At 54.9% G+C, this 24591-nt stretch carries 24 protein-coding genes; 15 read left to right on the forward strand and 9 right to left on the reverse strand.

Annotation, left to right across the window (positions count from 1 at the left end):
• The 7 genes from B2R48_RS10845 to B2R48_RS10875 form a co-directional block, all read left to right on the forward strand.
• The coding region (locus B2R48_RS10845) for a response regulator (protein ID WP_297000102.1) at positions 1-211 on the forward strand (211 nt) is incomplete at its 5' end.
• Positions 212-246: 35 nt separating this feature from the next.
• Positions 247-888, forward strand: a complete 642-nt coding sequence (locus B2R48_RS10850; protein WP_062955478.1) for a protein phosphatase CheZ — start codon at positions 247-249, stop codon at positions 886-888.
• Between the two features lie 11 nt (positions 889-899).
• Entirely contained in the window at positions 900-1781 is an 882-nt protein-coding gene (locus B2R48_RS10855) for a flagellar motor protein MotB (protein ID WP_297000109.1), read from the forward strand.
• Positions 1778-2503, forward strand: coding sequence for an OmpA/MotB family protein (locus B2R48_RS10860; protein ID WP_062955479.1), 726 nt, complete (start codon positions 1778-1780; stop codon positions 2501-2503). Before B2R48_RS10855 ends, B2R48_RS10860 begins: the two co-directional genes overlap by 4 nt.
• 2 nt (positions 2504-2505) lie before the next feature.
• On the forward strand, positions 2506-6012 hold the full coding sequence (locus B2R48_RS10865) for a tetratricopeptide repeat protein (RefSeq protein ID WP_297000112.1): 3507 nt from the start codon (positions 2506-2508) through the stop codon (positions 6010-6012).
• 98 nt (positions 6013-6110) lie between these two features.
• Positions 6111-7430: a tetratricopeptide repeat protein gene (locus tag B2R48_RS10870; protein WP_297000115.1), complete on the forward strand. Its 1320-nt coding sequence runs from the start codon at positions 6111-6113 to the stop codon at positions 7428-7430.
• A 237-nt stretch (positions 7431-7667) separates the two neighbouring features.
• Positions 7668-8936, forward strand: coding sequence for an NAD(P)/FAD-dependent oxidoreductase (locus tag B2R48_RS10875; protein ID WP_297000118.1), 1269 nt, complete (start codon positions 7668-7670; stop codon positions 8934-8936).
• A gap of 50 nt (positions 8937-8986) precedes the next feature.
• Here B2R48_RS10875 and fliP read toward each other — a convergent pair whose 3' ends face one another.
• The 5 genes from fliP to csrA form a co-directional block, all read right to left on the reverse strand.
• Positions 8987-9805, reverse strand: a complete 819-nt coding sequence (fliP, locus tag B2R48_RS10880; protein WP_181838561.1) for a flagellar type III secretion system pore protein FliP — start codon at positions 9803-9805, stop codon at positions 8987-8989.
• A complete protein-coding gene (locus tag B2R48_RS10885; RefSeq protein ID WP_249742172.1) occupies positions 9802-10188 on the reverse strand; it encodes a FliO/MopB family protein in 387 nt (128 codons plus the stop codon). Before B2R48_RS10885 ends, fliP begins: the two co-directional genes overlap by 4 nt.
• A gap of 173 nt (positions 10189-10361) precedes the next feature.
• Positions 10362-10697 carry a hypothetical protein gene (locus B2R48_RS10890; RefSeq protein ID WP_062955484.1) on the reverse strand — a complete coding sequence of 112 codons (336 nt, stop codon included), beginning with the start codon at positions 10695-10697 and terminating at the stop codon, positions 10362-10364.
• On the reverse strand, positions 10694-11140 hold the full coding sequence (locus B2R48_RS10895) for an EscU/YscU/HrcU family type III secretion system export apparatus switch protein (protein ID WP_414716185.1): 447 nt from the start codon (positions 11138-11140) through the stop codon (positions 10694-10696). The genes B2R48_RS10890 and B2R48_RS10895 overlap by 4 nt, the downstream gene beginning before the upstream one ends.
• 215 nt (positions 11141-11355) lie before the next feature.
• A complete protein-coding gene (gene csrA, locus B2R48_RS10900; RefSeq protein ID WP_062955485.1) occupies positions 11356-11640 on the reverse strand; it encodes a carbon storage regulator CsrA in 285 nt (94 codons plus the stop codon).
• 108 nt (positions 11641-11748) lie between these two features.
• Here csrA and B2R48_RS10905 point away from each other — a divergent pair, with 108 nt between their 5' ends.
• From B2R48_RS10905 to B2R48_RS10940, 8 genes are all read left to right on the forward strand, one after another.
• Positions 11749-12324, forward strand: a complete 576-nt coding sequence (locus tag B2R48_RS10905; RefSeq protein ID WP_297000127.1) for a flagellar basal body protein — start codon at positions 11749-11751, stop codon at positions 12322-12324.
• 24 nt (positions 12325-12348) lie between these two features.
• Complete coding sequence (gene flgC / locus B2R48_RS10910; RefSeq protein WP_033068901.1) at positions 12349-12756, forward strand: flagellar basal body rod protein FlgC; 408 nt, start codon at positions 12349-12351, stop codon at positions 12754-12756.
• Between the two features lie 45 nt (positions 12757-12801).
• Positions 12802-13128: a flagellar hook-basal body complex protein FliE gene (fliE, locus tag B2R48_RS10915; protein WP_062955486.1), complete on the forward strand. Its 327-nt coding sequence runs from the start codon at positions 12802-12804 to the stop codon at positions 13126-13128.
• A gap of 186 nt (positions 13129-13314) precedes the next feature.
• Positions 13315-13584, forward strand: coding sequence for a flagellar biosynthesis protein FliQ (fliQ, locus tag B2R48_RS10920; RefSeq protein WP_062955487.1), 270 nt, complete (start codon positions 13315-13317; stop codon positions 13582-13584).
• 51 nt (positions 13585-13635) lie between these two features.
• Positions 13636-14400, forward strand: coding sequence for a flagellar biosynthetic protein FliR (fliR, locus tag B2R48_RS10925; protein WP_062955488.1), 765 nt, complete (start codon positions 13636-13638; stop codon positions 14398-14400).
• 313 nt (positions 14401-14713) lie between these two features.
• Entirely contained in the window at positions 14714-15784 is a 1071-nt protein-coding gene (flhB, locus tag B2R48_RS10930; RefSeq protein ID WP_062955489.1) for a flagellar biosynthesis protein FlhB, read from the forward strand.
• A gap of 214 nt (positions 15785-15998) precedes the next feature.
• Positions 15999-18002, forward strand: coding sequence for a methyl-accepting chemotaxis protein (locus B2R48_RS10935; protein WP_297000138.1), 2004 nt, complete (start codon positions 15999-16001; stop codon positions 18000-18002).
• A 224-nt stretch (positions 18003-18226) separates the two neighbouring features.
• Positions 18227-20833 carry a hybrid sensor histidine kinase/response regulator gene (locus B2R48_RS10940; RefSeq protein ID WP_297000141.1) on the forward strand — a complete coding sequence of 869 codons (2607 nt, stop codon included), beginning with the start codon at positions 18227-18229 and terminating at the stop codon, positions 20831-20833.
• A gap of 71 nt (positions 20834-20904) precedes the next feature.
• On the opposite strand, the gene hmpA is transcribed toward B2R48_RS10940, so the two are convergent.
• The 4 genes from hmpA to B2R48_RS10960 form a co-directional block, all read right to left on the reverse strand.
• Positions 20905-22119, reverse strand: coding sequence for an NO-inducible flavohemoprotein (hmpA, locus tag B2R48_RS10945; RefSeq protein ID WP_297000145.1), 1215 nt, complete (start codon positions 22117-22119; stop codon positions 20905-20907).
• 137 nt (positions 22120-22256) lie between these two features.
• Positions 22257-22658 carry a group III truncated hemoglobin gene (locus tag B2R48_RS10950; RefSeq protein ID WP_297000147.1) on the reverse strand — a complete coding sequence of 134 codons (402 nt, stop codon included), beginning with the start codon at positions 22656-22658 and terminating at the stop codon, positions 22257-22259.
• 123 nt (positions 22659-22781) lie between these two features.
• On the reverse strand, positions 22782-23225 hold the full coding sequence (locus B2R48_RS10955) for an RrF2 family transcriptional regulator (protein ID WP_297000149.1): 444 nt from the start codon (positions 23223-23225) through the stop codon (positions 22782-22784).
• Positions 23226-23319: 94 nt separating this feature from the next.
• Complete coding sequence (locus B2R48_RS10960) at positions 23320-24357, reverse strand: sodium:calcium antiporter (protein ID WP_297000153.1); 1038 nt, start codon at positions 24355-24357, stop codon at positions 23320-23322.
• Positions 24358-24591 lie beyond the last annotated feature (234 nt).

Consider the following 24591-nt stretch of genomic DNA (forward strand, 5'->3'; position numbering starts at 1 on the left):
GAACATGGAGCCGATGACCGGTCTCCAGCTTCTGAAAGAAGTGCGCGCAGACGCCAAACTGAAGGATATGCCCTTCATTATGATCACCGCTGAAGCCAAGACCGAAAACGTTGTCATGGCGAAAAAGGCAGGCGTTTCCAACTACATCGTGAAGCCGTTCAACGCAGAGACGTTGAAGGGCAAGATGAAGACTGTCATTGGTGATTTCTGATCAGGAGCGCGGGGCTTTTGTCCCGCGATACCGCTATGTCTAAGGCGTCCAAGGACGAACTACGGCAATTGTTGAATGATCTTCGGGCGCGCCTTGATGGTGATGACCTTAAGGTTGAGCAATTGTCAGAGCTGATGGATCAGCTTTCGCGCTTCATGGGCGACAAGCCGTCCGAGGACCAGCAACGGCTGTTTGGCGAGCTTGACGAACTGTCGGGGATCATCCGCAAGATGAAGTCGGAGATTGCCTCGCTCCGTCCGGATGACATCAAGGCTGAATATATCCCCAACGCAACCGACGAGCTCGACGCAATTGTCGATGCGACGGCGGGGGCAACCCACGAAATCCTTGATGCCATGGACGCGCTTGAGGAGTTCGCGACAACCTTGCCGCCGGAACAGGCAGAAATCGTGACGGGTGCAACCATGCGCGTTTACGAGGCCTGTAACTTCCAGGATATTACCGGGCAGCGCACGACCAAAGTGATCAAGGCCCTGAAATCCATCGAAGAACGTGTTGAAGGGCTGGTCACGGCATTTGGCGACGAGATTGCCAAATACGCAGCGGCTAATCCGCGTCAGAAAAAAGAAGCCGAAGGCGAGGATGCCTTGCTGAACGGTCCGCAGCTTGAAGGAAAAGGCGTAACGCAGGCCGACATCGACGCGATGTTTAACTAAGTGGCGTTATCATGGCGGAGATAGAGGAAGACGGACCAACACCACCATCCCCCCCGGCGAACGGGGCCGTGGCGTTGTTTCTGGCCCTCTATCTTCTTCTGCTTGCCTTCTTTATTCTGCTGAACACCATCTCGACCTTTGAAGAGGTCAAAACCCGTGAAGTGCAGGAAAGCCTTTCCTCGGCATTCGCGGCCATTCTCCCGCCGACGACCAGTCTGCAGACCGTGACCTCGATTGAAGGGCCAACGGTCTCTGCGCAGGAAACCCAGGACAAGCTGGGACATCTTTTTGAAACTGCCATCAAGGTGGTCCGGGTTGAAGTCATTCAGCCGGGCAAGCTGATGGAAGTTATCATGCATGTCGATCAGCTGTTTGATACCAACTCCATCCTGGTCCGCGAACGTCAGGCCGACTTCATGCGTCAGCTTGCCGAAGTGCTCGCAGATGAAGAAGGCTATGCCTCCTACGAGATGGAAATGGTGATGGGTAGCCAGATCGAAGACAAGGGCACGATCCAGATCGAAAACAACCTTCAGATCGCGCAGGCAGGATCGTTTGCGCGTGAGCTGATTGATGTTGGCGCCCCGGAAGACCATTTCTTTGTGGGCATTGACCCGGGCGCTGACCCGTTCATCGTGACGTTCCGGTTCTTCTGGAATTTCGGACCCAAGGAACCGCCAGAACCCATCGAGCGCAACGGGAATGGTAATACGCCTGATGTAACGCCTGACGCCACATCACCGGGCACGGATGGCAACGGTGGGGGAAGTTCCGGGCAAACCGGCGCAATTGCACCTCAGCAGTTCATGATTCCGCCGGCAACGGGCACTGGCCAGCCAGCCATTTCCCAGCCAATCCCGCTTGGGCCGCAAGCATCGGGAGGTGGCGGATGAGCGACGACGCACCGCGCAAGGAAGAACACAAGGGGCCGCCGCCCTGGATGCTCAGTCTCGCGGACTTGATTTCGCTGCTGCTGACATTCTTTGTGATGTTGTTTGCTATGTCCAAGGTCAAGATCGACCGTTGGGACGAGGTGGTCGACGCCTTGTCGCAGTCTATCAAACCCTCGCCGGTCGAAGATACCGACGAGCCGATGGCAAATATGAACATCCCGCGTGTCTATCGTAAACCGGCGATGAACCTTGATTATCTGAGCGCCGTGATCGATGACGCCATTGATGACAACGCGGTTCTGGGGGATGCCCGGATGTCGCGCGAAGCTGACAAGCTGGTGATTTCACTGCCGGGTGATCTTTTGTTTTTTGCTGGAAGCTCGGAAATGACGCCAAAGGCAAGGCAGGCTTTGTTTGTGCTGGGCGGGGTGTTGCGAAATATCGGCAACCGTATTGGTGTTCAGGGGCATACCGACCCGCGTCCGCTAAGTGGTCGTGGGCAATATGCATCCAACTGGGAGCTTTCCCTTGCCCGTGCCGGTTCAGTTGCCAACGAGTTAAAGCAATCTGGTTACACAGATTACATAAATATTTACGGATTTGCGGCATCAAGATACGACCAGCTTCCCAAATTGTTGGATGAGGAGGCGCGATTTGAGATGGCGCGCCGGGTCGACATTGTAATCGAGCCTCATGGGGGAAGCGGGATCGGAGGCACGTAAGTATGGCGAAACTTGCCGTGCGCATCCTGCTGGCGGTTGTTGTTGCGACCACCACGGCAATGGTTTTGCCCTTAAGCGGTATGCGCCCTGCAATAGCCCAGGTGGCGGACCCTGTTATTATTCGCTCTGGGCTTCATAACGGTTATGGACGAATTGTTCTGCAATGGAACGAACCGGTCAATTACACCGCCGAAATTATCGGCGATCAGTTGGTTGTGCGTTTCGATGAGCGGTTGGTTGCCTCTTTGCGTGGCGTTCTTGCGCCCGTTTCGCGCTATGTTTCCGATGCTTTCTTTGATCCTGACGGGCGGACTATCGCCTTTGTCTTGAGCGATGACTACGAGGTCCGCGCCTTCAACGTTGGCAGCAACGTGGTGCTTGATATTCTCGATAAGCCCGAAGCTGAACCGACACCTCCACCGGCATCGGTCCCGACGCCGCCTGTGCGCCCCGCACAGCAGGATCAGAATCAGACCCCTGAAATAACCCCGGCCCCAACGACGCCGGTTGAGACAGTCGCTGATGACGGTGCGACACTGCCCGAACTTGATGTCCGCGTCGGGCGTCACCCGACATTCTATCGACTGGTTTTTGATTGGCCGAGCCTGACTGACTATGCGCTTGAAGGTGCACAAGGATCACAAACCATTGCCTTTGGTGCGCCTGCCCGGATTGATGCAACAGATGTTTCCCGTCGCCTGCCTCAAGGTGTACGGGTGCGTCAGGATGGCACCAACCCGCTTGATGTGGCTATCGAAACCACACCGGCACGGCAATTGCGCCATTTCCGGTCCGGTAACAAAGTGGTGGTCGATATCATGGGGGTGCAGCGTGCACCGGCAACGACCCAAGCGCAAAACCGCACCGCAGGAACCACGGATCCAGCAACAACCGCCCCGACACCACCTGCACCTGCGGCACCCGCGACTGAAACCGCAGCCCAATCCGACGACACCCCCGCAAATGGCAGCGCCGAAGACTCTGGCGATGCCGCGGTTAATGCCGAGGGCGCGGAACTTGACCCGAATTCGCCAGAAGCGCTGGCGCAGGCGGCCCAGAACGCGGAAAACACCGTTCGTACAAACGGGCAGGCACCAGTCGAGCGCGAAAGCATTGGCGATCTTGTGGTCACGGTCGAACAGACTGCGACGGAACTTTCGCTTGGTTTCCCGTTCGGGCAGCCGGGCGGTGCCGCTGTCTGGTCGCGCGCAGGGTTCTTGTGGCTGGCCTTTGATGTCCGAGCCAATCTCAACCTTGATACTGTGCGGCAAGAAGCTGCCCAGATCATCGGGGTGGTTGAACAGGTCGAAAGCCCCTATGCCACGATCGTGCGCATGACGATCCCACCGGGTATCGGCCTTTACACGACCCAAACTGATGCCGGTGACTGGCGTGTCACCATGCAGCAGGGGATAATGCAGCCGGTTGAGAAGCTGGGCCCGTCAATTGAACTTGATGAGCAAACCCGCGCACGCCTGATCGTGCCGCTGGATGATGTTGGGCCGATTATCCCGATTGATGATCCAGAGGTCGGTGACACGTTGCGTGTCACCACAACAACCCAAAGCGGGTATGGCATCGAGGTTTCTTTGCGCTATCCCGAATTTGAGGTTTTGCCATCTGTTCAGGGTGTTGTTGTTGCCCCGATGAATGACAGCGTTCAGGTCGCGGGGCGTGATGACGGTCGGGGTGTGATCGTCACGGCCGAAGATGGTTTGAACATCTCGCCAGAAGGGGCGCGTTTGTTGGCATCGGCAACTGGCGTGCGGGCAGGAACCGGCGATGGCCGCGAAGGACTGATTTTTGAGCTCGAAGAATGGCGTCGTGGCGGGCTTGATAACTACAACAGGACGATCCGCGATCTTCGTCAGGGTATTGCTGATAGCGGTGACGAACATCGCAACAAGGCCCGTCTGGACCTGGCGCAGTACTATCTGGCCAATGGACTGGGCCCAGAAGCCGATGCTGTCATTTCGACAATGGAACACGATGATCCATTGATCGCACAGCGCCTGCAATTCCGGGCGCTCAAGGCGGCGGTAAAGTTTCTGAACCGCGATTACCAGGAAGCCGAACGCCTGCTTGAAGACGAACGTTTGCGTGAAATCCCCGAAATGCAGTTGTGGCGCGCGGTGACACTTGCCGCGCGCGGTCGCCCGAACGAAGGTGCGCGCGATCTTTTGGAAAGCGTTCATATTCTTGACTACTACCCGCCGGAACTGTTGTCGCGCATCGTGCCGATTGCAACCGAGCAGGCGCTTATTGTCGGCAACCCGGAAGCGGGTATGGACATGATCGAGAAGATGCTGGTGACGCCGGGACTGTCCGAAAGCAAGATAATGGATATCCAGTACCTCAAGGGGGTCTTTGAGGAAGAGGCGGGCGAGCTGGAGCAAGCGGTCGCGACCTGGGATCAGGTTGCCGAGGGCGAGAACCGCAAGGCGCGCGCCCATGCAATCTTTGATCGAACAGAACTTTTGATGCGTCTGGAACGTCTGACGGTCGAAGATGCGATTGAGCAGCTTCAAAAGCTTCGATTTGCCTGGCGCGGTGATGCATTCGAGATGGCTTTGCTCAAGCGCATTGGCGAACTGCAGATCGAGAACAAGGATTTTCGTGAAGGGCTGAATACGCTGCGACAGGTGGCGATCTTCTTCCCCAATATGCCGGTGGCCAAAGAAGCAACCGACATGATGCATGAAACCTTCGAAAATCTGTATCTGGGTGACGAGATTAACAACATCTCGGCGATCAAGGCCGTTGCGCTGTATGACGAATTCCGCGAATTGACGCCCGCCGGTGAAAAGGGCGATGAACTGATCCGTCGCCTTGCCGACCGGATGGTCGATGTCGAACTTTTCGAGCGTGCCGAGGATCTTCTGGAACATCAGGTAGACTTCCGCCTGTCCGGTGTTGAAAAAGCCCGGGTCGGGGCGCGATTGGCGCTGGTTTATCTTCTGGATAGCAAGCCCGAAGACACCATTCGCGTTATCGAGGAAACGGAAGTACCCGATCTTTCCGAAGAACTTGCAACGCAGCGTCGCCATCTTCGCGCGCGTGCACTGCTTGATACGGACCGCGGTGCCGAGGCCGTTGCATCGCTTGAGGGTGACTATTCACGTAATGCGGAACTGCTGCGGATTGATCATTATCGCAGCACCCGTGATTACATGTCCGCAGCCGAGACATTCCAGCGTCTGGTGGGCGAAGAGCCGTTTGACGAGGACGGGATCTCTGACGAGCGCGGACGCTACATGCTCAACTGGGCGGTCAATCTGGCAATGGCCGGTCAGGAACGGACGCTTAACATGCTCAAGCGCCGCTACGGCGAGGTCATGGCCCAAAGCCCGTATGCAGAGGCATTCAGCCTGATTACATCATCGCCGACCCAGGGGTTGATTGATTATCGCACCCTTGCGGATCGGGTTGACGAAGTAGAAGACTTCCAAGGTTTCCTTGCAACCTATCGAGACCAGTTGGAAAAGTCTCAGCTTAGTGCTATAAATTAACGTTCAATAAATATATCGTGGTGCCGAATTCGCCCTTTGCGGGTGTGAGCGCTATGATTCTGTTGGATTTTTTGAACGGTAATGAGTGTAGAGCTGTGATGGATCGTGCACTTAAAATGGTCTATTACGATGAGGCAAATGTCGAAAAGGACATTTTTGCCCAGCTTTCGCTTGCCCAAAAACACTATCAGGGCGACGGGATGCCGCGTGACGAATCCGCGACCCGCCGTATCCTTGACCAGATTCACCGCCAAAGCCGTGCGTTTGCTGCTGTTTGCTATGGATATATGCGCAGCAAGGGACTCGGCGTTGCCGAAGACCTTGGTGAAGGTCAGCAATGGTACCGCGAGGCGGCCTATTGGTTTAACGAAGAAGCCACCGCTGGCGGCCCGGTATCGGCCAACAATCTTGGATATCTCTATGCCAAGGGGCTTGGCGTTCAGGAAAATGCCGAAACCGCTGCACACTGGTTTGAAGAAGCAATCGAATTCGGATCGGTCGCGGCCCTCTATAACCTTGGTGTCTGTTATCTCAACGGATGGGGCGTGCCACAGGATGACGAAAAGGCTGTGTCCTATTTCGAACGCGCAAGCGAACTGAACGACCCGTCCGCTGCCAGTGTTCTGGCGTACCTTTATCTTGAAGGGCGCGGGGTGCGTCGCGATCCATCCAAGTCATTTGAATTCAACATGCGCGCAGCACGCGCCGGTAGTGTCGAAGCGGCATCAGCCCTTGGCTACGCGCTGGGTGTCGGGTTGGGCGCAGAACGCAATATTGCCGAAAGCATCAGCTGGTTTGAACTCGCCGCGAGCGAGGGGGACGCCTATGCGCAGGCCAATCTTGCGATGTATTTCTGCCATTCTTCTGATCTGAAATTGTTTAATCGCGGCTGGAAGATGTTGAGCCATGCGGTAGATCAGGGGGATGCATCTGCGAAATATCAGATGACCCAGATCCAAATTTTCGGTGTGCCACATCGCGAACCGGATTATGCCAATGCGCTTGATCTGGCGATGGATCTGGCGGAGCTCAGTCATCCGGGCGGATATCATCTGATCGGTGTGATGTACGAACACGGTCTTGGCGTGCCTGTTGATATGGTACGTGCGGCGACCTGGTATGAACGCGCGGCCCGCAAAGGGTCAGCAAACGGTCAGGCAGCACTTGGACGCCTCTATGCGATTGGCAGCGGTGTCGAACAGGACAATGTTCTTGCCTATTACTGGCTGAAAATGTCCGCACCGACAGAAGACAGTCAGGCGCAGCGTGAAATGGGGGCGATTTACGCCCGCATGAGCGAAAGGGAACGCCAGGTGGCCGAGAAATATGTGACCGAAAATCCCGGTCCGCGTCGGGGCAGTTTTGGCCTCAAGCCGCTTGAACAGGATGTTTTTAAATCCGGTCGCCAAAAAGGCTAAACCGGATATCTGTGGGGCATCAATGCCCAGGTCTAGGGAAGACCAAAAGCCGCCATGCAATGCAGGCGGCTTTTTTATTTGTCCTGTCAGATATTGTTGGCTGTGCTGTTGCGGTGTTGGACCGATCAGCTCAACGGAATGTATTGATATAATTGGAACTTGAGTTAGGGTTTTAAATCAAACTGTTACTTCACGTATTCTGGTCTTGAGGCGAAATGCCCTGCCACCGAGGTCCGCATGAAAGATGAACTGACATCGCTGTGGGAGGCGACTGCCAATGACGCCCCCAAGACCGAAAAGCCCGAAGGCGAATATGATTGCGATGTCATGATTGTTGGCGCTGGCTTTACGGGCATGTCCTGTGCGCTTCGACTGGCCAAGGGTGGCGCATCGGTCATTGTAGTCGATGCTGTGCGGCCGGGGTTCGGGGCCTCGGGCCGAAATGGCGGGCAGGTTATTCCCGGGTTGAAACATGACCCCGAAACGATTGACCGGCTCTATGGTGCGTTCTCGACCGAGTTTGCGGGGAATACCGCCAAAACCACATTTGATCTGATCGCGGAACACAATATCGATTGCGACGCCACGCCAAGTGGCTGGATACAGGGCACGATCAAGCGTGATCACCTTGACTTGCTTGAAACCCGTATGCGGGAATGGCAATCGCGCGGCGCGGATGTAGGCATGCTTGATGCGGCTGAAGTTCAGGCGATTTCAGGCAGTAAACGCCTTGTTGGTGGCTGGCTTGATAACCGCGCAGGTCAACTTCATTCGCTTAAATACATCCGTGGTTTGACCCGTGCTGCGCAGGCGGCGGGGTGTCAGGTGTTTGCCCCCGCGCCAGTTCGCAGCATGAACTGCATTTCCGGAAAATGGCATGGCAAGATTGCCGAGGGCATGGCAACGATCAGAAGTGACCATGTGGTAGTCGCAACAAACGGGTATTCCGGTGACCTGTTCCCGAAATTGCGCAGAAGCCTGATTCCGGCAAACAGTTTCCAGGTTGCGACCGCCCCGCTTGGCGCGGAACAACTTGCCACTGTTCTACCAAACAAAACGCCTGTTTCGGACAGTCGGCGCATTGGTAATTATTTTCGGATTGGACCGGGTGGGCGGTTGATGATGGGCGGACGCGGGACGTTTGCTGATCCGGTTGGCCGTGATGCTTTCAGGGAAATTATCTCGGAGCTGCATGCCTATTACCCGCAGGTCAAATCTGTGCCGATTGAATTTTGCTGGTCGGGCACGCTTGCCATGACCTATGACCATTTCCCGCATCTGCACCGACCGCTGGAGAATATGACCATGGCGGTTGGCTATAACGGGCGCGGCGTGGCCCTGTCGACGTCACTGGGCAAGGCAATTGCCGATAACCTTCTGAGACCGGATATGCCGCTGCCGCTGCGTTTTAGCGACATCAAACCGTTATTTGCCCATGATCTGCACCGTGCCTATGCCACGATGGCGATCTGGTATTATCGACTGCGCGATCATCTCGAACGCTAAGATGAGCTGTTTTTTGTTCGTCTGGAATGGAACGTTTTCGGCCCGCCGGCCTACCCACCGAAACTCTCGACCAGCGATCCGGCGATCAGATACCAGCCATCGACCATCACAAAGAAGATCAGTTTGAATGGCAGGGAAATAATAACCGGCGGCAGCATCATCATGCCCATCGACATCAGGATACTGGCAACCACCATGTCGATGATCAGGAACGGGATGAACAGCAAAAAGCCGATCTCGAACGCGCGGCGCAGTTCACTGATCATGAAGGCCGGGATCAGGGAACGCAGCGGGATATCCTCGGGCGCGGTGACTTCCTCAATACCAGCCAGATTGACGAAAAGCTGAAGGTCGCGTTCGCGCACCTGGGTCATCATGAAGTCATGTACCGGCTGGACGGAGCGTTCGAACCCTTCGAATTCGTCAATATTGCCGTTGATCATCGGTTCCAGGCCCTCGTCCCAAACCCGTTCAAGGGTTGGCATCATGATAAACAGGGTCAGGAACATCGCCAGACTGATCAGGACCTGGTTCGGTGGTGACTGCTGAATACCAAGTGCAGTTCGCAGCAGGCTGAGCACCACGATGATACGGGTAAAGGACGTCACCATCATAAGGATGGCCGGCGCAATACTCAGAACCGTGATCAGGCCGATCAGCTGAATAAGGCGGCCAGATGATGTCACGCCCGGACCGTCACCCAGATCAAAATTGAAAGACTGCGCCTGAACCGTGTCGCCGCCCGCCAAAATGGCAATCATCGGGATCAGTGACCAGATCGCACACAGGGTTAGCCAGCGCGGCGCACGCCACCCGGCTTTTGCCGGTTTTTCATCCTCGGTGCGGGCTGATGGGATATCACGGTTCATGCAGGCGTATTCCTGTCAGTCGGAGCAGCGTCTTTTGTGGCATCAATGGCAATTTCGGTGGTTTCAGGCGACAGGGTCTCGTCTGACGGGGTCTGATTGCCAAGTATTTCGCTGAAATGGGTGCCGATATTGCGTTCGACCACGGTGTCGCCATGTGGTCCAAGCATGACAAGATGTTCGGTATCGTCGCGTCTGAGTAAAACCAGACGGCGTTTGGTGTCGACAGGAACGACTTCGACGACCGACAGGCGTCTTTTCACGCCACGGCGATTGATGTTGCGCGCGCCCGGAACAAATCGCCGCGCCAAAAGGGCAAACACGCCAATAATCCCCAGCACAAAAAGCAGGGCGGCAACAAACCGGAAATAGGCGCTTAGTTCCATCAGGCAGCTTTCCCCGTCAACAACCCGTGATCATCTGTTGGCAGCATTACCATCGCACTTGCGATCACCGTCTTCATGTCCTTGTTTACCGTGCCGTGCAAGGCCAAGCAAGATGACATCCAAACCCCGCCTTTACGATAGCCGTTTTCAAAACAGCGCCTTAGGGGGCTTTGCTATTTGGTGCGTGCAGCCTGTGCATAGGCATTTGTTGCCTGCGCGGTGTTGCTGATGCCACGAAGCTGGCGCTGAATGTCACTGTATTCCTGCTGCATCCGGGTTTCGAATTGCCCCAGTTCCTCGGTCAGTGATGCAAGCAGCGGCGCGACTTCCTGGCGTTGCTCCGGGGCAAGGGTGCGGGCCTGTTCGCACAGGTCGGCAATGCGGCTTTCAAGGGCTGACAGTTCAACGACCTTGCCGTCTTCGAGATATCGTTGTCCGGTGCGGATCAATGACAGGACGCGCTTCAGGTCGTTTTTGAACTGATCGGGCTTGTATTGCTCTGGGCTCATGATGGGCCTTCCCCGTTTACGTCATCTGTTGGTGTTGCCAGGATCTGATCTTCTGGATCGGACTGGCTGCGCGACGGACCGCCATAAATGCGATTGATCCGGTATATATAGTTCAATATCTCGGCGACGGCTGCAAAGGCTTCAAGCGGTATTTCACTTTCAACGTCCACAGCCATCAAAATCTCGGCAAGATCACTGTCCTTGCGGACCTTGATCCCGTTGGCAAAGGCGACCTGCAATATCTGTTCCGCAACGCTGCCTTCGCCTTTGGCACTCAGTGTCGGGGCATTGTCCCGCCCATGCTTGTACCTTAGCGCGACCGCCTTTTGGTCAGGCGCCCCCGGTGCGGCAAGGTCTTCTGTCTTGCTCGCCGGTGTGTCGGTAATGTCATAGGTCGGCTTTTTCCCGCTCATACGGTCCTTCAATTCAGGACGGTTTGCCATTTTTGCCAGTGGCCGGCACCGCTAACAGCGTCGACCATAGACCCAAGATGGTCAACAAAACGTTGTCGACCTGAATGTCGACCCAAATCTTGTGATCATCAGATCGGCAATACAGGCAAAACCATACTGGCCACTAGGCCGGCATGCTGTTGATGGTAGGACAAATTGTCGGGATTTGTTACCGGTCCGAACTCTGAGTGACCGGCGCAAGGGTGCTAGTCGTCGCTGGAGCTTTCGGTCGACTCAGCATCGGCTTTTTTCTTGGAAGCGGCTTTGTCAGACGGGTCGACATTGCCAAGGTGACGAATAAGGTCCTCGCTGACAGCTGCAGAACGGTTTTCTTCCTGAATGCGGTCATAGAGTTCGCGGCGCAGGACCTGAACATCTTCGGGGAAGGTGAAGCCAAGCTTCACGGTTTTGCCACGCACCTCAACGACGGTGACTTCAATATTGTCATCAATGACAACGGAGTCGCCAACTTTTCGTGTGAGATAGAGCATGCAGTGTCCCGGTTTCGATAGATAGGTGACAAACTTAATTCGTCAGATGAGCCCAATATGCCCGGTTTCATAGGCGGGGTCTAGTACTCGCAGTGATTAGAACTATTCTTGGGTGAATTCAACGCTGTTTTTGGTTTTGGCACACAACGTGCATTTGTGTTGGCAGGATTTAACGGGGCGGCAAAAACGGCCTTTCGGAAAATCCCGGCCCGATCAGGGCGTCACGTTAACTTCGGCTTTACCCGCGCACTCAATACTGAACGACGCGCAGACAAGGAGCAGGAAATGGATATCGGCAAACTTGGCATGTTCGCCAATCTCAAGGAGAAGATGGACTGGCTGACACAGCGTCAGGAAGTCATCGCGCAGAATATTGCCAACTCCGATACGCCAAACTACCGCGCCAACGATCTCAAGGAATTCGACCCGAAAAATATCGGCCGCGACCGCCAGTTCATCCTTGCGATGCAGGCGACTACGCCGGGCCATAGTCAGGGTCTTAACAAACCGCAGAACTTCAAGGACGAGGAAGTGCGCAAGAACTACGAAGTCGCACCGGGCAAAAACGCCGTCATCCTTGAAGAACAGATGGTCAAGATGAACGAGAACCAGGTCGATTATCAGACCATGACCCGTTTGTACGCCAAACAGAAAACAATGTTCATTTCGGCACTTGGCCGCTAACCGGTAATCAGAGAGTAAGAAACCATGGAACTCTACAAGGCTTTTAAAATCTCTGCTGCCGGCATGCGCGCGCAGGGGACCCGTCTTCGGATTGCGGCAGAAAACGTTGCCAACGCAGACAGCTTGCCGACCGCGCCCAATCAGGATCCGTATCGCCGCAAGCTCCTGACGTTCAAGAACGTTATGGACCGCGAAGTCGGTGTGGAAATGGTCAAGGTCAATAAGGTGATGCCGGACCGCTCTGATTTTGGTATGAAGTACGAACCAAGCCATCCGGCGGCCAACGATCAGGGTTATGTCCAGACCCCGAATGTCGAAACGCTGGTCGAAATGATGGATATGCGCGAAGCACAGCGGTCCTACGAGGCAAACCTCAATGTGATCCAGTCATCGCGTAGCATGTTGCTCAAGACCCTTGATATTCTGCAATAAGCAGCCGATATAGCCGGGTACGAACACGTTTAAGGATTGAGACCGATGGTCGGAAGCTTCAACGATGCCATTTCTGCCTACCGCAATGCGGCCGCAGGCAAGACCAATACCGTTACGGAAACCGTGACCGGTACGGGCCAGTCCGTAAACCCGGGGGAAAGTTTTGCCGACATGGTGAAGGGCGCGGCATATGATGCCCGCGACACCATGGCGATGAGCGAGCAAATGACCCAGAAAGCCGTCACCGGTGATGCGGAACTGCACGAAGTTGTCACCGCCGTTTCCGCAGCCGAGGTTACCTTGCGTACCGTGGTTTCAGTTCGCGACAAAGCCGTCGAAGCGTATCAGAGCATCCTGAATATGCCGGTCTGATCGGCATTCGCAGACGTGACTGACAAAACCGCGCGATTATTCGTGCGGTTTTTTGTTCTTTTGGAACGATCCACAACGAAGCATTTGATAAGACAGGAAATCATGGCAATACCCGTGATAAATCCTGTATGAAGGATAAAGGCCCGACGCGGCGCGCAAGACAAGACGGCGAGACAGGAAGACCCAATGGATCAAGCTGAAATCATGGACGTGGCCTATGACGCGGTGTGGACACTGCTGAAAGTCACCACGCCGCTGATGCTGATTGCCCTTGGTGTCGGTTTGATCATCGCCCTGTTTCAGGCCCTGACCCAGATCCAGGAAATGACACTGACCTTTGTCCCCAAGATTCTGGTGATCTTTGTCGCGCTTCTGGTTTTGCTGCCGTGGATGATGACCGAGATGATCGAATTCATGGGCCGAATGGTTGACCACTTTATCGGGTTGCCAAACTAGCGTTAACTCCGCCGCACGCCAGCGTGAATATGTAAGGCAGTCGAAGACGACATGGATCTTCAAGAACTTCTTACGCTGAATGTTTACGTCGTCCTGATGACTTTCGCCAGGGTGGGGGCGGCTTTTGCCTTTATGCCCGGAATCGGATCCCGTGCCGTGCCTGCACGCGCCCGGCTTTTGTTTGCCTTTTGGGTGGCGGTTGTGATCTCGCCGCTGGCCGGGCCGTTATTCCCACCTCAACCGGCTGATGCGCCGTCGCTTCTTGTCGGAATCGGATATGAAGTTACGGTTGGCCTGTTTTTCGCCCTGTTTGCCCAGGTCATGTTGGCGGGCATACAGACGGCCGGGTCAATTATTGCCTATCTGTCTTCGATGGCGAACGCCTTTACCGCCGACCCGTTGTCAGGCGCGCAAAGTGCGGTGACGGGTAACTTGTTGATGCAAGTCGCGCTTGTGCTTTTGTTCGCGACCGGGATGGATCATTTGATGATTCAGGCCGTGTTTGAAAGTTATACCTTGTTCCCGCCCGGTGGTGTTTTGCCCGTCGGGGATATGAGCGAATTTTTTGCCAATGCGCTCAATGACAGTTTCGTCATCGCAATGCAAATGTCTGCACCGTTTCTGGTCGTGGCGATTTGTTTGCAAATTGCGCTGGGCTTGCTGAACAAGCTGATGCCGCAATTGCCCGTGTTCTTTGTTGCCATGCCGGTTCAGATCGCGATTGCGCTGCTTTTGTTGACCTTGGCCCTGCCATCCATGATGATGGTCTTTCTTGCATATTTCGAGACCGGGCTTGAGGCGTTTCTCAATCCATAATACCAAGGAGTAGAAATAGTCACCTGTAGAGACACCTTATCGGGTTCTCTGGTTAGGAGAGGCTCGCGCGGCGATGCGGAGCATCGGAAGTGGGCTACGACGCGATCCGGAGGGCGTGATAAGGTCCCGTCCCGGTCGCGCAAACAAACTACCGGCTGGCGTCAGATCAGCTTGACGATGCCCCGCATCGCCTGCACTGTTCTTCCTAGCCAATAGCTCGTTTGCACGATCTCTATTGATGAGTATTTCTGCTCCTTGGTATAAGCCGTGACGGGCGGCGTTTTGCCCCGTTTTGCCAAGCATGGGTGTGCCAATGGCAGAAGAAGACGACAGCCAAAAAACAGAAGACCCCACAAGTAAAAAGCTTGAGGACGCGCGAAAAAAAGGTCAGGTAGCGGTTTCCAAGGAAGTCGGGAACTTCATGATCCTGTTCGGCGGTGGTCTTGTCATGACCATGCTCGGCCCGACCATGGCGGCTGGCGTGCGCGATCTGGCTTTCGGTTTTATTGAACACCCGCATATGATTGATGTGACCCAGGCGGGTGTCCCCGGTCTGTTTGAAGACGTCATACTTGGCATGCTGTGGGTGATGGGCATCCCGTTTGTGCTTTTGGTATTCTTCGCCGTGGCCGGGCATATCGTTCAGAACGGGATTGTCGTCGCGGTTGACCGTATCGAGCCCAAGCCCGAGAAGCTTAATCCGCTAAAGGGCCTCAAGAACCTCTTTTCGATGAAAAGCCTAGTCGAGTTCGCCAAGAACGTCAGCAAGATCATATTGGTCGGTGTGGTCCTTGCACTGGTGATCATGCCCGAACTGGTGGATGTCGAACTGTATCCGCAGCTGTCACTCGGTCTGACGCTTGAACGCCTTTATGACATGATCATCATCCTGTTGATCGCGACGGTTTCCTTGACTGCTGTGATTGCCGGGCTCGACTTTGCCTATCAGAAGTACGAGTTCAATCAGCAGATGAAGATGTCCAAGCAGGAGATCAAGGACGAATTCAAACAGACCGAAGGTAGCCCCGAGATCAAGGCAAAGGTCCGTCAGATCAGGATGGAACGCGCCCAGCAGCGCATGATGTCAAACGTGCCAAAGGCCGACGTTGTCATCACCAACCCGACGCACTTTGCCGTCGCCCTGCAATATGACATCGACACCATGGGGGCACCGATGTGTATCGCCAAGGGGCAGGACAATGTTGCGCTCAAGATCCGTGAAGTCGCCGAAGAACACAACATCACGATCATGGAAAACCCGCCGGTCGCCCGGGCATTGTTTGCCACAGTCGAAATCGATCAGGAAATCCCGCCAGAACATTACAAGGCCGTCGCCGAGATCATCTCGTTCGTGTTCCGTCAGCGCGGCAAGAAGCTGGGCTAAGTATTCTTATCGTTTGCCATCGGCCCGTCGGTAAATCTCTCAGCATAACATTCAAATAATTTTTGATCGCAACGATCTGGATCAATTCACAATTACGGCTTTGGTGGTAATTGTGAATTAATGGTTCCAATTGTCTGGTTCGAATACTATACGTATGACCAAATAGGCTTGGATAAGTCGCAAATATTTTGCCGTTGTTAATAGGAAGACCTTGATGAAGTTGAGGATTGCCGGTCAGATTGCCCTTTCGAACGCGATCATTGTCATCATGTTGATCGCAGTAGCCGTTGGTATAGGTATTGTGAATTCCGAGAGCCGTCGGGCGACTTATGACGCCGCCGAGATTGGCGTGGTTGTCAGTACGGATGTCCCGAACCTGATCAAGGCAATTGAGGGCGCGCGCTACAATGTTATTCAGGTTCAGCAGTGGTTGACTGATATCTCTGCCACGCGCGCGCTTGATGGTCTCAATGACGGGTTCGACGAGGCAGAAGCCGCAGCACAAGGACTTGCTGAAAACCTTACGGTGGCGAAAGGACTGGCTGAAAAGCTCGGTCAAAGTGAACTGCTTGCCTCGCTTGACAAGGTCGAGGCGGCGTTCCCGGCGTATTATGCCGCTGGCAAGGAGATGGCGCAGGGCTATATCGATGGCGGTCCGGAAGTCGGCAACAAGATGATGGCAAACTTCGATGATGCAGCGGCAAACCTTGCCTCGGCACTTGAAATTGCGGTCGAACACACGGAAACCTATAGCAAATCGATCGAAGATGAGCTGGTTGCGAAGCTTACCGGGCTTGAGCGCAATGTGGAGTCTGTCTTTGTTCTGACAACGGTGGTGACCATTGCATCAATCATTGTGTGTGCATTGATTGCCTGGGTCATGCATCGTCGTATTTCTGCACCGGTTGCTGAAAGCGTCACGACACTGGCGCAACTGGCCGATGGCAAATATGACGTCAAACTGACCGAGACCAAGCGCAACGACGAAGTCGGCGACCTGGTTCGGGTTATGCATGTCTTCCGTGAAACAGGCTTGAACAATCTCAAGATGCGCGAGCAGCAGGAAGCTGATCGCCTTGCATCCGAAGAGCAGCGCCGCAAGTCGCTGCGCGAAATGGCCGAGCGGGTTGAAAGCGAAACCCGTCGTGTTGTTGATACCATTTCCGGTCAGACCGGCGAGCTGGCCGAGGCTGCGCAGCGCATGTCGAGCTCTGCCGATCTTGTTCAGGGCAACTCGCAAACCGTGGCTTCGGCCTCCGAGCAGGCTTTGGCAACGGTCGAAGCGGTTGCCGGTGCTGGCGAAGAGCTGAATTCGTCGCTCGGTGAGATCAATAATCAGATCTCGCGCGCCAACCGCGTCAGTGAGGATGCCGTTGAAGCCAGCCGTTCGACGGAAACCACCGTTTCGCAGCTGGCTGACAGTGTGCGTGGTATCGGCGAAGTGGTTGAGCTGATTTCAGGCATTGCCGAACAGACTAACCTTCTGGCCTTGAACGCAACCATCGAGGCCGCCCGTGCGGGTGACGCCGGCAAGGGTTTTGCGGTTGTGGCCCAGGAAGTCAAAAACCTCGCCACCCAGACCAGCCGGTCAACCGATGAAATCACCCGTCAGATCGCAGAAATCCAGGCGGTAACGGATTCTGCGGTGAGTGCGGTGGCAACCATTGCCGAGAAAATCCACGAGATGGACGAAGTTTCGACCGCGATTGCAGCAGCTGTCGAAGAACAAAGTGCCGCAACCTCTGAAATCGCGCGCAACGTCAACGAAACGGCCCAGGCATCGCGTGAGGTTTCTGCCCGGATTAACGAGGTTTCTTCTGAAGCGTCGGGCACCGGGCAGCTCGCGGCTGAAGTCGGAAGCCTGTCGGAGCATGTTGCGCGTGCTGTGCACGATCTGCGAAGCGTGCTGGTGGAGGTTGTCAGAACCTCGACCGCTGATGTGGATCGCCGGACTTCAAAACGTCACCCGTCTTCGCAGGAAGTTTCCATCCGGTTTGGTGGCAAGGCGTCAAAAGCACGTCTTGAAAACATCTCGGAACGCGGAGCGATGCTTGTCAGCAGTGACAACATCGCGTCGGGCACCAAGATTGAGGTTGAACTACCCGGCATCAATAGCCCGGTGCGCGCCATCGTGCGCAATGTCAGTGATGATGGCATCAGCGTCGAGTTCGAGGGCACCAAGCTTGATGACGCTCAGATCAAACGTCTGAGCCGCTAGGGACCGTCGCGCCCGTCAGGGCGGTGCGACCCTACTGAGATTTGTTTTGTGAAAGGCAGGACCAATTCCGGTTCCTGCCTTTTGCGCATCTCACAGCGAAATGATGTGATGCTGTTGATTGCAGGGCCATCCGATGGGCGGTAAACTTGTCGGTAGCCAGTCGGGCCATAAGCAGCTAAAAGTATAGACTATTTTGTTAAGTTATTGTCGTTAAAGGCGGTCGCGTGCTGTTTCGGGGGCTTATCCTTGCTGTAAGTGTCGCATTCGTTGCGTTTGTCTTCGTCCTGATGGACGTCTTGGCAAAGGCAGGGCTTGACGCGCGTCTGATGTGGATTATCGGTGCGATGGTCACCGGTGTGGCTGTGGTGGCGGTGGCGTCGCTTTCCCTGTCGGCAAAGCTTCGCAATGGAGGGCATGACGGTCTCGCGCCGCTGATTTCCGGTTTTGCCAAATCCGACATTGGCGTGGCGCTGATTGATGCCTATGGCAAGACGATCTATGCCAACCCGGCCTTTTCGTCCAAGCTTGGTATTGATGCCGGTTCGGACATGTTGTCCGCGCTTGAGGCCCGTCTGTCGTTCCTGGGGATCGGCGGTGACGAACTTGCCGAACTTCGCACACGGGCGATGCGCGGCGAGGGCGGCCAGATGTTTGTTGATCTGTCGCGCTCTGACAAATTTGCCGATGATACAGGTGCTTCTGAAGACGAAGGTTCCGAAGAACCCGGCGAGGACAACGAAGACGACCGCACCGAGAATACAAAGACATCCGCCAACGGTGCTTGTCTGAGGATTGCTGTTACGGCGGCCAATGCACGTGCGGGTCAAATGCTCTGGACTGTTGACGGGGTTGATCAAACGGTCTTGGCTGATCGCGACGCGTCCGTGCTTCTGCCGTCAGACGAGCCACAGCAAAGCTTTGCCCTTTCTGCGCCACAGGCACCTGAAATGGCCGCCAACCTGCCGGTTGCTGCGGCCCAAGGTGGTTTTGAACATGCTGATCAGATGATCGAACGCCTGCCGGTCGGGGTGTGCGGGCTCGATGAAGACGGGCGCATTATTTACCTTAACCGCCGCCTTGCAAGCTGGCTGGGCGGAGAGCCTGAAGACTTCAATGACGGCACGGTTGAACTCGCCGACCTGATCGTTGGGGACGGTGTGAATGGTGAAGTCAAATTCAAGGTGGCCGGTGGCGAGCCCATTCGCTGCTTTGTGACCCATTCAATCAATGCGCCGGGCACAGGGCCTGTGCGCAGTCAGGCCGTGGTCTTCCCGGATCCGATGCCGGCCCACGAATGGGAACATGCGCTTGCCGAAACCGAACGTCGCGTGCGCTGGTTCTTTGATGAAAGCCCGCTTTCCATTGTTCTGGCGGATATGTCGGGCACGGTAACCGATGCCAACCGTGCCTTTATTGTCACTGCCGGTCAGACACATGACAAGGTCGTCGGGCGTTCGATCCTGGAGCTGATCGTTCCCGAAGATCGCGACGAAGTGGCGCGCTATCTGTCCAAGGCTGTGATGGGGATGGGCAAGGGCGGCCAGATTGAGGCCCGCCTTGCCGGTGCGCGCGGTGTTGCCGCACAGATTTATCTGCAACGCGTCGCAGGCCGTTCTGGCGAAGCCGGTGCGCTGCTTTTGAACTTCCTTGATACGACTGAACAGAAGAACCTTGAGGAACAATTTGCCCAGTCCCAGAAAATGCAGGCTGTTGGCCAGCTTGCCGGTGGGGTGGCACATGACTTCAATAACCTTCTGACGGCGATGATCGGTTTCTGCGATCTTTTGTTGTCCCGCCATGGGCCGGGCGATCCGAGCTTTGCCGACATCATGCAGATCAAACAGAACGCCAACCGTGCGGCCAACCTTGTCAGGCAGCTTTTGGCGTTCTCGCGGCGTCAGACATTGCAGCCGAAGATCATCAATATCACCGATGCGCTGGCCGAAATGTCCAATCTTCTGCGCCGCCTGATTGGCGAGAAGATCGACCTTAAGGTCAGTCATGGGCGTGACATCGGATTGGTCAAGGTCGATCCGGGACAGCTTGATCAGGTGATCATCAACCTTGTCGTCAATGCGCGTGATGCCATGGCAGGCGAGGGCGGAACGCTTACGGTGCAAACCAGCCCCGAAATCATTGACGAGCCGACCGCGACCGGTACCGAGATCATCCCGCCGGGGGATTATATTGGCATCAAGGTGACCGATACCGGTATTGGCATTCCCAAGGAAAACCTGACGCGCATCTTTGAACCCTTCTTCTCGACCAAGCAGCGTGGCGAGGGCACCGGGCTTGGGCTTTCGACGGTTTATGGGATCGTCAAGCAGACCGGTGGTTTCATCGCGGTCAACAGCGAAGAAGGCAAGGGCACGACCTTCACCATTTATCTGCCGCGCTATGAGGCATCCGAGCAAGAGCTTGCCGAAACGCAGGCCGTGATCGAAGAAACCCCGTCACGCGACCTGACCGGAACCGGTGCGATCCTGTTGGTCGAGGACGAAGACGCGGTGCGCACATTTGGCGCCCGGGCGCTGCGCAGCAAGGGATATGAGGTGCTTGAAGCCAATAACGGCGACAACGCGCTTGAAGTCCTGAACAATACGGACAAGACAATCGATCTGGTGATTTCGGATGTTGTGATGCCGGGCATTGATGGCCCGACACTTATTCGCATGCTGCGCGAACAAAAGCCGGAACTCAAAGTCATCTTTATATCGGGCTACGCCGAAGATACCTACCGCGACGAACTGGACGAAGAAAACGGCGTTCACTTCCTGCCCAAGCCGTTCTCGCTTAAAGATCTGGCAACCAAGGTCAAGGAAGTGCTTTAGGCGCTTTGGCGTAAACTGACCGAACAGAAATGAACAAGGCGTCTGGTTTTCAGACGCCTTGTTTTTTTGGTTCATGCGGCGATGTTTTCATCAGTCGGGCCGAAAAATTCGTAGTGAATGCGATCGGTTTTGACACCACGTTTTGCAAGTGCATATACCATTGTGCGCAAGAACGGTTTTGGACCACACAGGAAAAAGTCGGCATTGTGAAACGGCGTGTTGGCCGATAGCCAGTCTGGTGAAATATATCCGTCCTGATCATGCGTTTTCCCGCAGAGATCATCGTTCGTCGGGTCACTATAGAACGTCGCGACAAACATCTTTCCGTGCTGCTTTGCGACTTGGCGGACATGTTTGTCCATCGCATGTGTCCGGCTGTTGAGCGCGCCGTGGACATAGTACGTTTCAATATCAGGGTAATGTGCACCGATAGTTTCTGCCATACTGACCATCGGCGTCAGGCCGACACCCGCTGACAACAATACTACAGGGCGTTCGGGTTCATCGGGCAGGAAGAAATCGCCAGTTGGGGGTGTCAATTCAATAACATCACCAATCTGTGCAGTTTCATGCAAGAAGCGCGACCCGCCTTGGCCGTTTGGCTCCAGCTTGACGGAAATCCGATAGTGATCATTATTTGGTGCACAGGATATTGAGTAGTTCCGCTTGATCGTACGTCCATCTTCGAGCTTAAGGCGCAGCGTCAGATATTGTCCGGGACGATGGGCCAGAACAGGTAACCCATCGACCGGTGACAGCGTAAAGGATGTGATAACGTCACTTTCTGGCTGCTTTGCCGTTATCTTGAATTTGCGCCATCCGTTCCAGCCGCCTTTGCTGTTTTCAAGCGTTGTGCGGATGTCGGCTTCACGATTGATCAGGATATCGGCAAGAAACCAATATGCTTCTCCCCAAGCCTCAAGAACCTCTTGCGTGATATCGGGTGCAAGGACTTCTTCAATGGCAGCAAGAAGTGCGCGGGCTACATAGTCATAATGTTCGGGCAGAATATGATAGCCGATATGTTTGTGGGCAATGCGTTCAACGACCGGAACCAGCGCATCAAGTTTGTCGATATTCTGTGCATAGGCAATGAGCGCGCCTGACAGGGCATGAACCTGTGATCCGTTATCACCCTGGTTGGAGTGATTAAAAAGCGCCCGGATATGGTCATCCTGAAACAGTTTTCCATACATCACCGTTGTGATGTCGCTTCCCCGCGCGGAGAGGGCCGGGACGGTTGATTTTACCAGTTCGATGGTGCGTGGAGAAAGGGGGTTTGACATTGCAAAATCTCTTTTCAGGCTTCGGTTAAAGACAAGGGTAACGGTTCGGCACTTCGGACGAAGTGCCGGTCACGATGCGAAAACGTGACGGAGGCAAGCTCAGTCAGGCGTCTTGAAGACGCTGATCCGGTTTTGTGTCAGGGATGAATATCGGCATGCTGGTGTCCGTGACACGGTTCATACATGACCGCCTTTAGGCGAGACGAGATGCGCCGGGCCTTGGTCTGCATGATCATGGCCACTTCCGGGGACAGCAATTCGTCGGTGGTGGCTGTCCATATTTCAAGCCAGCGATCAAACATGTTCGGGGTAATCCGGTCGGAATGCAGCGTATGCATCACAAGCGGATTTCCTTTGTAACGCCCGGATGCCAGCATCAGTGACGACCAGAAGTCTTCGAGGCGGGCGAGGTGTTCGTCCCAATCTTCAACAATGTCGTCAAAGACCGGCCCAAGTTCGGGGTCCTTGCGCACGCGTCCGTAGAATACCGACAACAGTTCTGTGATCCTTTGCGGGGGGAACTCATCAACATGTTTCATGGCGACCTCTTAATAAGTATTCTAAATGCATATATAGCTATAAATATGCATTGTAAATACCAATTTTATGACATCGCATTTCAAACTGAGCGGTTGCAGTCTAGTGATTTGATATGAAGTGACTTATTTGGCGTTCATGCTGATCAAAAGATCAAACATGCCGCTCTGACGTTTCAAAACATCCGCCAGCGTGACCTGATCCAGGGTTCTGAAAAACGATTCTTCTGCATCTTTCAGGACAACCGCCAGACCACAGGCAACCGACAGCCGACAATTGCCGCGATCTTCACGCATGCATTCGACAAGGGCAGTCTGGCTTTCAAGTTTGCGGACGAGTGTGCCGATGCAAATTTGATCAGGCTGTTTTGCCAGGGCGATCCCGCCGCTGCGTCCCCGGATTGTCTCAATATAACCTTCATTGGCCAGCCACTGCGTGACCTTGGCGAGATGGTTGTATTTGGCCTCATGCAAGTCGGCTATTTCGCGTGTCGACATGAGGCGTCCGTTGGCGGCGGCCAAGTGCATCATGACGCGAAGGGCATAGTCAGTGAAACGGTTTAACTGCATGAATTCATTCTACAGATAAAAATGCGCATTTGGAATGCAAATATTTCTGCGTGGTCACAAGGCGATGAGAACCGGCCGGTCAAGGTTGTAACGTTTAGCCTGCCAGATAAAAGATCGACGCCCCATAAAGGGCCAGCATCGCCACACTTTCCCAGCCGATATTGCCCATGCCGCGTCTCTCGCGGTTAAGCATGCCCAACAGCAACACGCCGCTCATCAGGATAACCAATGCAATGGTGAACAGGTGCTGATTGCTAAAGGCGGCATAGATTGACCCTTCGCGATAGGCGATGTCAGATGCCGCCAGAAACAGCACATCAAAGGCGTTGCCGCCGATAATGTCCCCGACTGCCAGATTAACAGCACCAATGCGTACCGCCGCAATGGCCGAGACAAATTCAGGGAAGGACGTTGAAATCGCTGTCAGGAAAGTTCCAACTGCGGTCTCACTGATCCCTGTTTTGGCAACAATGGCAAGGCCAGCTTGACCGATAATGTGACCGGCAACTGCCGTTAGCAGCGCAAAGGCAAGGAATTCGGCCCACAGTCTTGCGCTGGTTTCCGGGTGACTGTCATGTCCATCCTGTTTGGCGTCTTCTTCGGTCAGATCGGTTTTCTTGGGATGCCACATCGGCTCGTCGCGGATCTCCGACAACAGACTCAGGCCAAACCCGTAAATAATGAACAACAGGATGGATGCCGGATGAATATGCAAGAACGTCCAGTCCGGTCCGGCATAGGCCAGAACCGGCACGGAAAGCATGCTGACAAGTAGTGTCGTTTGCGCAAGGCCGGTTGCGCTGGCAGCGGCATGTTCAAGATTGCCCTTGCGGTAAAACAGGTCGGCAATCGCCAAAAACGTCGTTTGGGCCGCAATCCCGCCAAGCGCATTGCCAATGGCAAGATCGGTATGCCCCTGCCAGGCGGTGGTGACCGAAAGGACACTGCCCGGAAGACTGGTCGACATGCCAACAAACAGCGCCCCGGCGATGATTTGCCCCATGCCCGTGCGTTCGGCCAACTTAACCGCCACCCCCGCAAGGCGGGTTCCGGCAAAACCGATGATCAGCGTGCAAACTGCAAAGGTCAGCACAATCATGCCAAGCGACTGCTGGCCAAGGTCAAAGGGCATATACGACTTTCCACAATCAGATAAGGCTTGATGATGTAACTACTGGCAGGCTTGCTTGTTCCCTTGGCATCGGGTTTTGTTTGCCAACGCAATGCTCGTGGTTGGCAATTCACGTTCGCGGGTCTTTTCTCAATCCAGGGAATTCGGTACCTGATCCTTGTCGGGCCGGGGCATTTCGGCGGGTTTGGCCAACCGGCGTGTTTCGTGCTGGTCAAACCAAATATTCCCACGTAT

The organism is Thalassospira sp. UBA848 (assembly GCF_002295455.1).
Lineage (GTDB): Bacteria > Pseudomonadota > Alphaproteobacteria > Rhodospirillales > Thalassospiraceae > Thalassospira.

Bases quoted from the DNA above. Each gene is read 5' to 3' on its own strand.
- B2R48_RS10850 (WP_062955478.1), top strand. From the start codon at position 247: ATGTCTAAGGCGTCCAAGGACGAACTACGGCAATTGTTGAATGATCTT.
- B2R48_RS10855 (WP_297000109.1), top strand. From the start codon at position 900: ATGGCGGAGATAGAGGAAGACGGACCAACACCACCATCCCCCCCGGCG.
- B2R48_RS10860 (WP_062955479.1), top strand. From the start codon at position 1,778: ATGAGCGACGACGCACCGCGCAAGGAAGAACACAAGGGGCCGCCGCCC.
- B2R48_RS10865 (WP_297000112.1), top strand. From the start codon at position 2,506: ATGGCGAAACTTGCCGTGCGCATCCTGCTGGCGGTTGTTGTTGCGACC.
- B2R48_RS10870 (WP_297000115.1), top strand. From the start codon at position 6,111: ATGGATCGTGCACTTAAAATGGTCTATTACGATGAGGCAAATGTCGAA.
- B2R48_RS10875 (WP_297000118.1), top strand. From the start codon at position 7,668: ATGAAAGATGAACTGACATCGCTGTGGGAGGCGACTGCCAATGACGCC.
- fliP (WP_181838561.1), bottom strand. From the start codon at position 9,805: ATGAACCGTGATATCCCATCAGCCCGCACCGAGGATGAAAAACCGGCA.
- B2R48_RS10885 (WP_249742172.1), bottom strand. From the start codon at position 10,188: ATGGAACTAAGCGCCTATTTCCGGTTTGTTGCCGCCCTGCTTTTTGTG.
- B2R48_RS10890 (WP_062955484.1), bottom strand. From the start codon at position 10,697: ATGAGCCCAGAGCAATACAAGCCCGATCAGTTCAAAAACGACCTGAAG.
- B2R48_RS10895 (WP_414716185.1), bottom strand. From the start codon at position 11,140: ATGGCAAACCGTCCTGAATTGAAGGACCGTATGAGCGGGAAAAAGCCG.
- csrA (WP_062955485.1), bottom strand. From the start codon at position 11,640: ATGCTCTATCTCACACGAAAAGTTGGCGACTCCGTTGTCATTGATGAC.
- flgC (WP_033068901.1), top strand. From the start codon at position 12,349: ATGGAACTCTACAAGGCTTTTAAAATCTCTGCTGCCGGCATGCGCGCG.
- fliE (WP_062955486.1), top strand. From the start codon at position 12,802: ATGGTCGGAAGCTTCAACGATGCCATTTCTGCCTACCGCAATGCGGCC.
- fliQ (WP_062955487.1), top strand. From the start codon at position 13,315: ATGGATCAAGCTGAAATCATGGACGTGGCCTATGACGCGGTGTGGACA.
- fliR (WP_062955488.1), top strand. From the start codon at position 13,636: ATGGATCTTCAAGAACTTCTTACGCTGAATGTTTACGTCGTCCTGATG.
- flhB (WP_062955489.1), top strand. From the start codon at position 14,714: ATGGCAGAAGAAGACGACAGCCAAAAAACAGAAGACCCCACAAGTAAA.
- B2R48_RS10935 (WP_297000138.1), top strand. From the start codon at position 15,999: ATGAAGTTGAGGATTGCCGGTCAGATTGCCCTTTCGAACGCGATCATT.
- hmpA (WP_297000145.1), bottom strand. From the start codon at position 22,119: ATGTCAAACCCCCTTTCTCCACGCACCATCGAACTGGTAAAATCAACC.
- B2R48_RS10950 (WP_297000147.1), bottom strand. From the start codon at position 22,658: ATGAAACATGTTGATGAGTTCCCCCCGCAAAGGATCACAGAACTGTTG.
- B2R48_RS10955 (WP_297000149.1), bottom strand. From the start codon at position 23,225: ATGCAGTTAAACCGTTTCACTGACTATGCCCTTCGCGTCATGATGCAC.
- B2R48_RS10960 (WP_297000153.1), bottom strand. From the start codon at position 24,357: ATGCCCTTTGACCTTGGCCAGCAGTCGCTTGGCATGATTGTGCTGACC.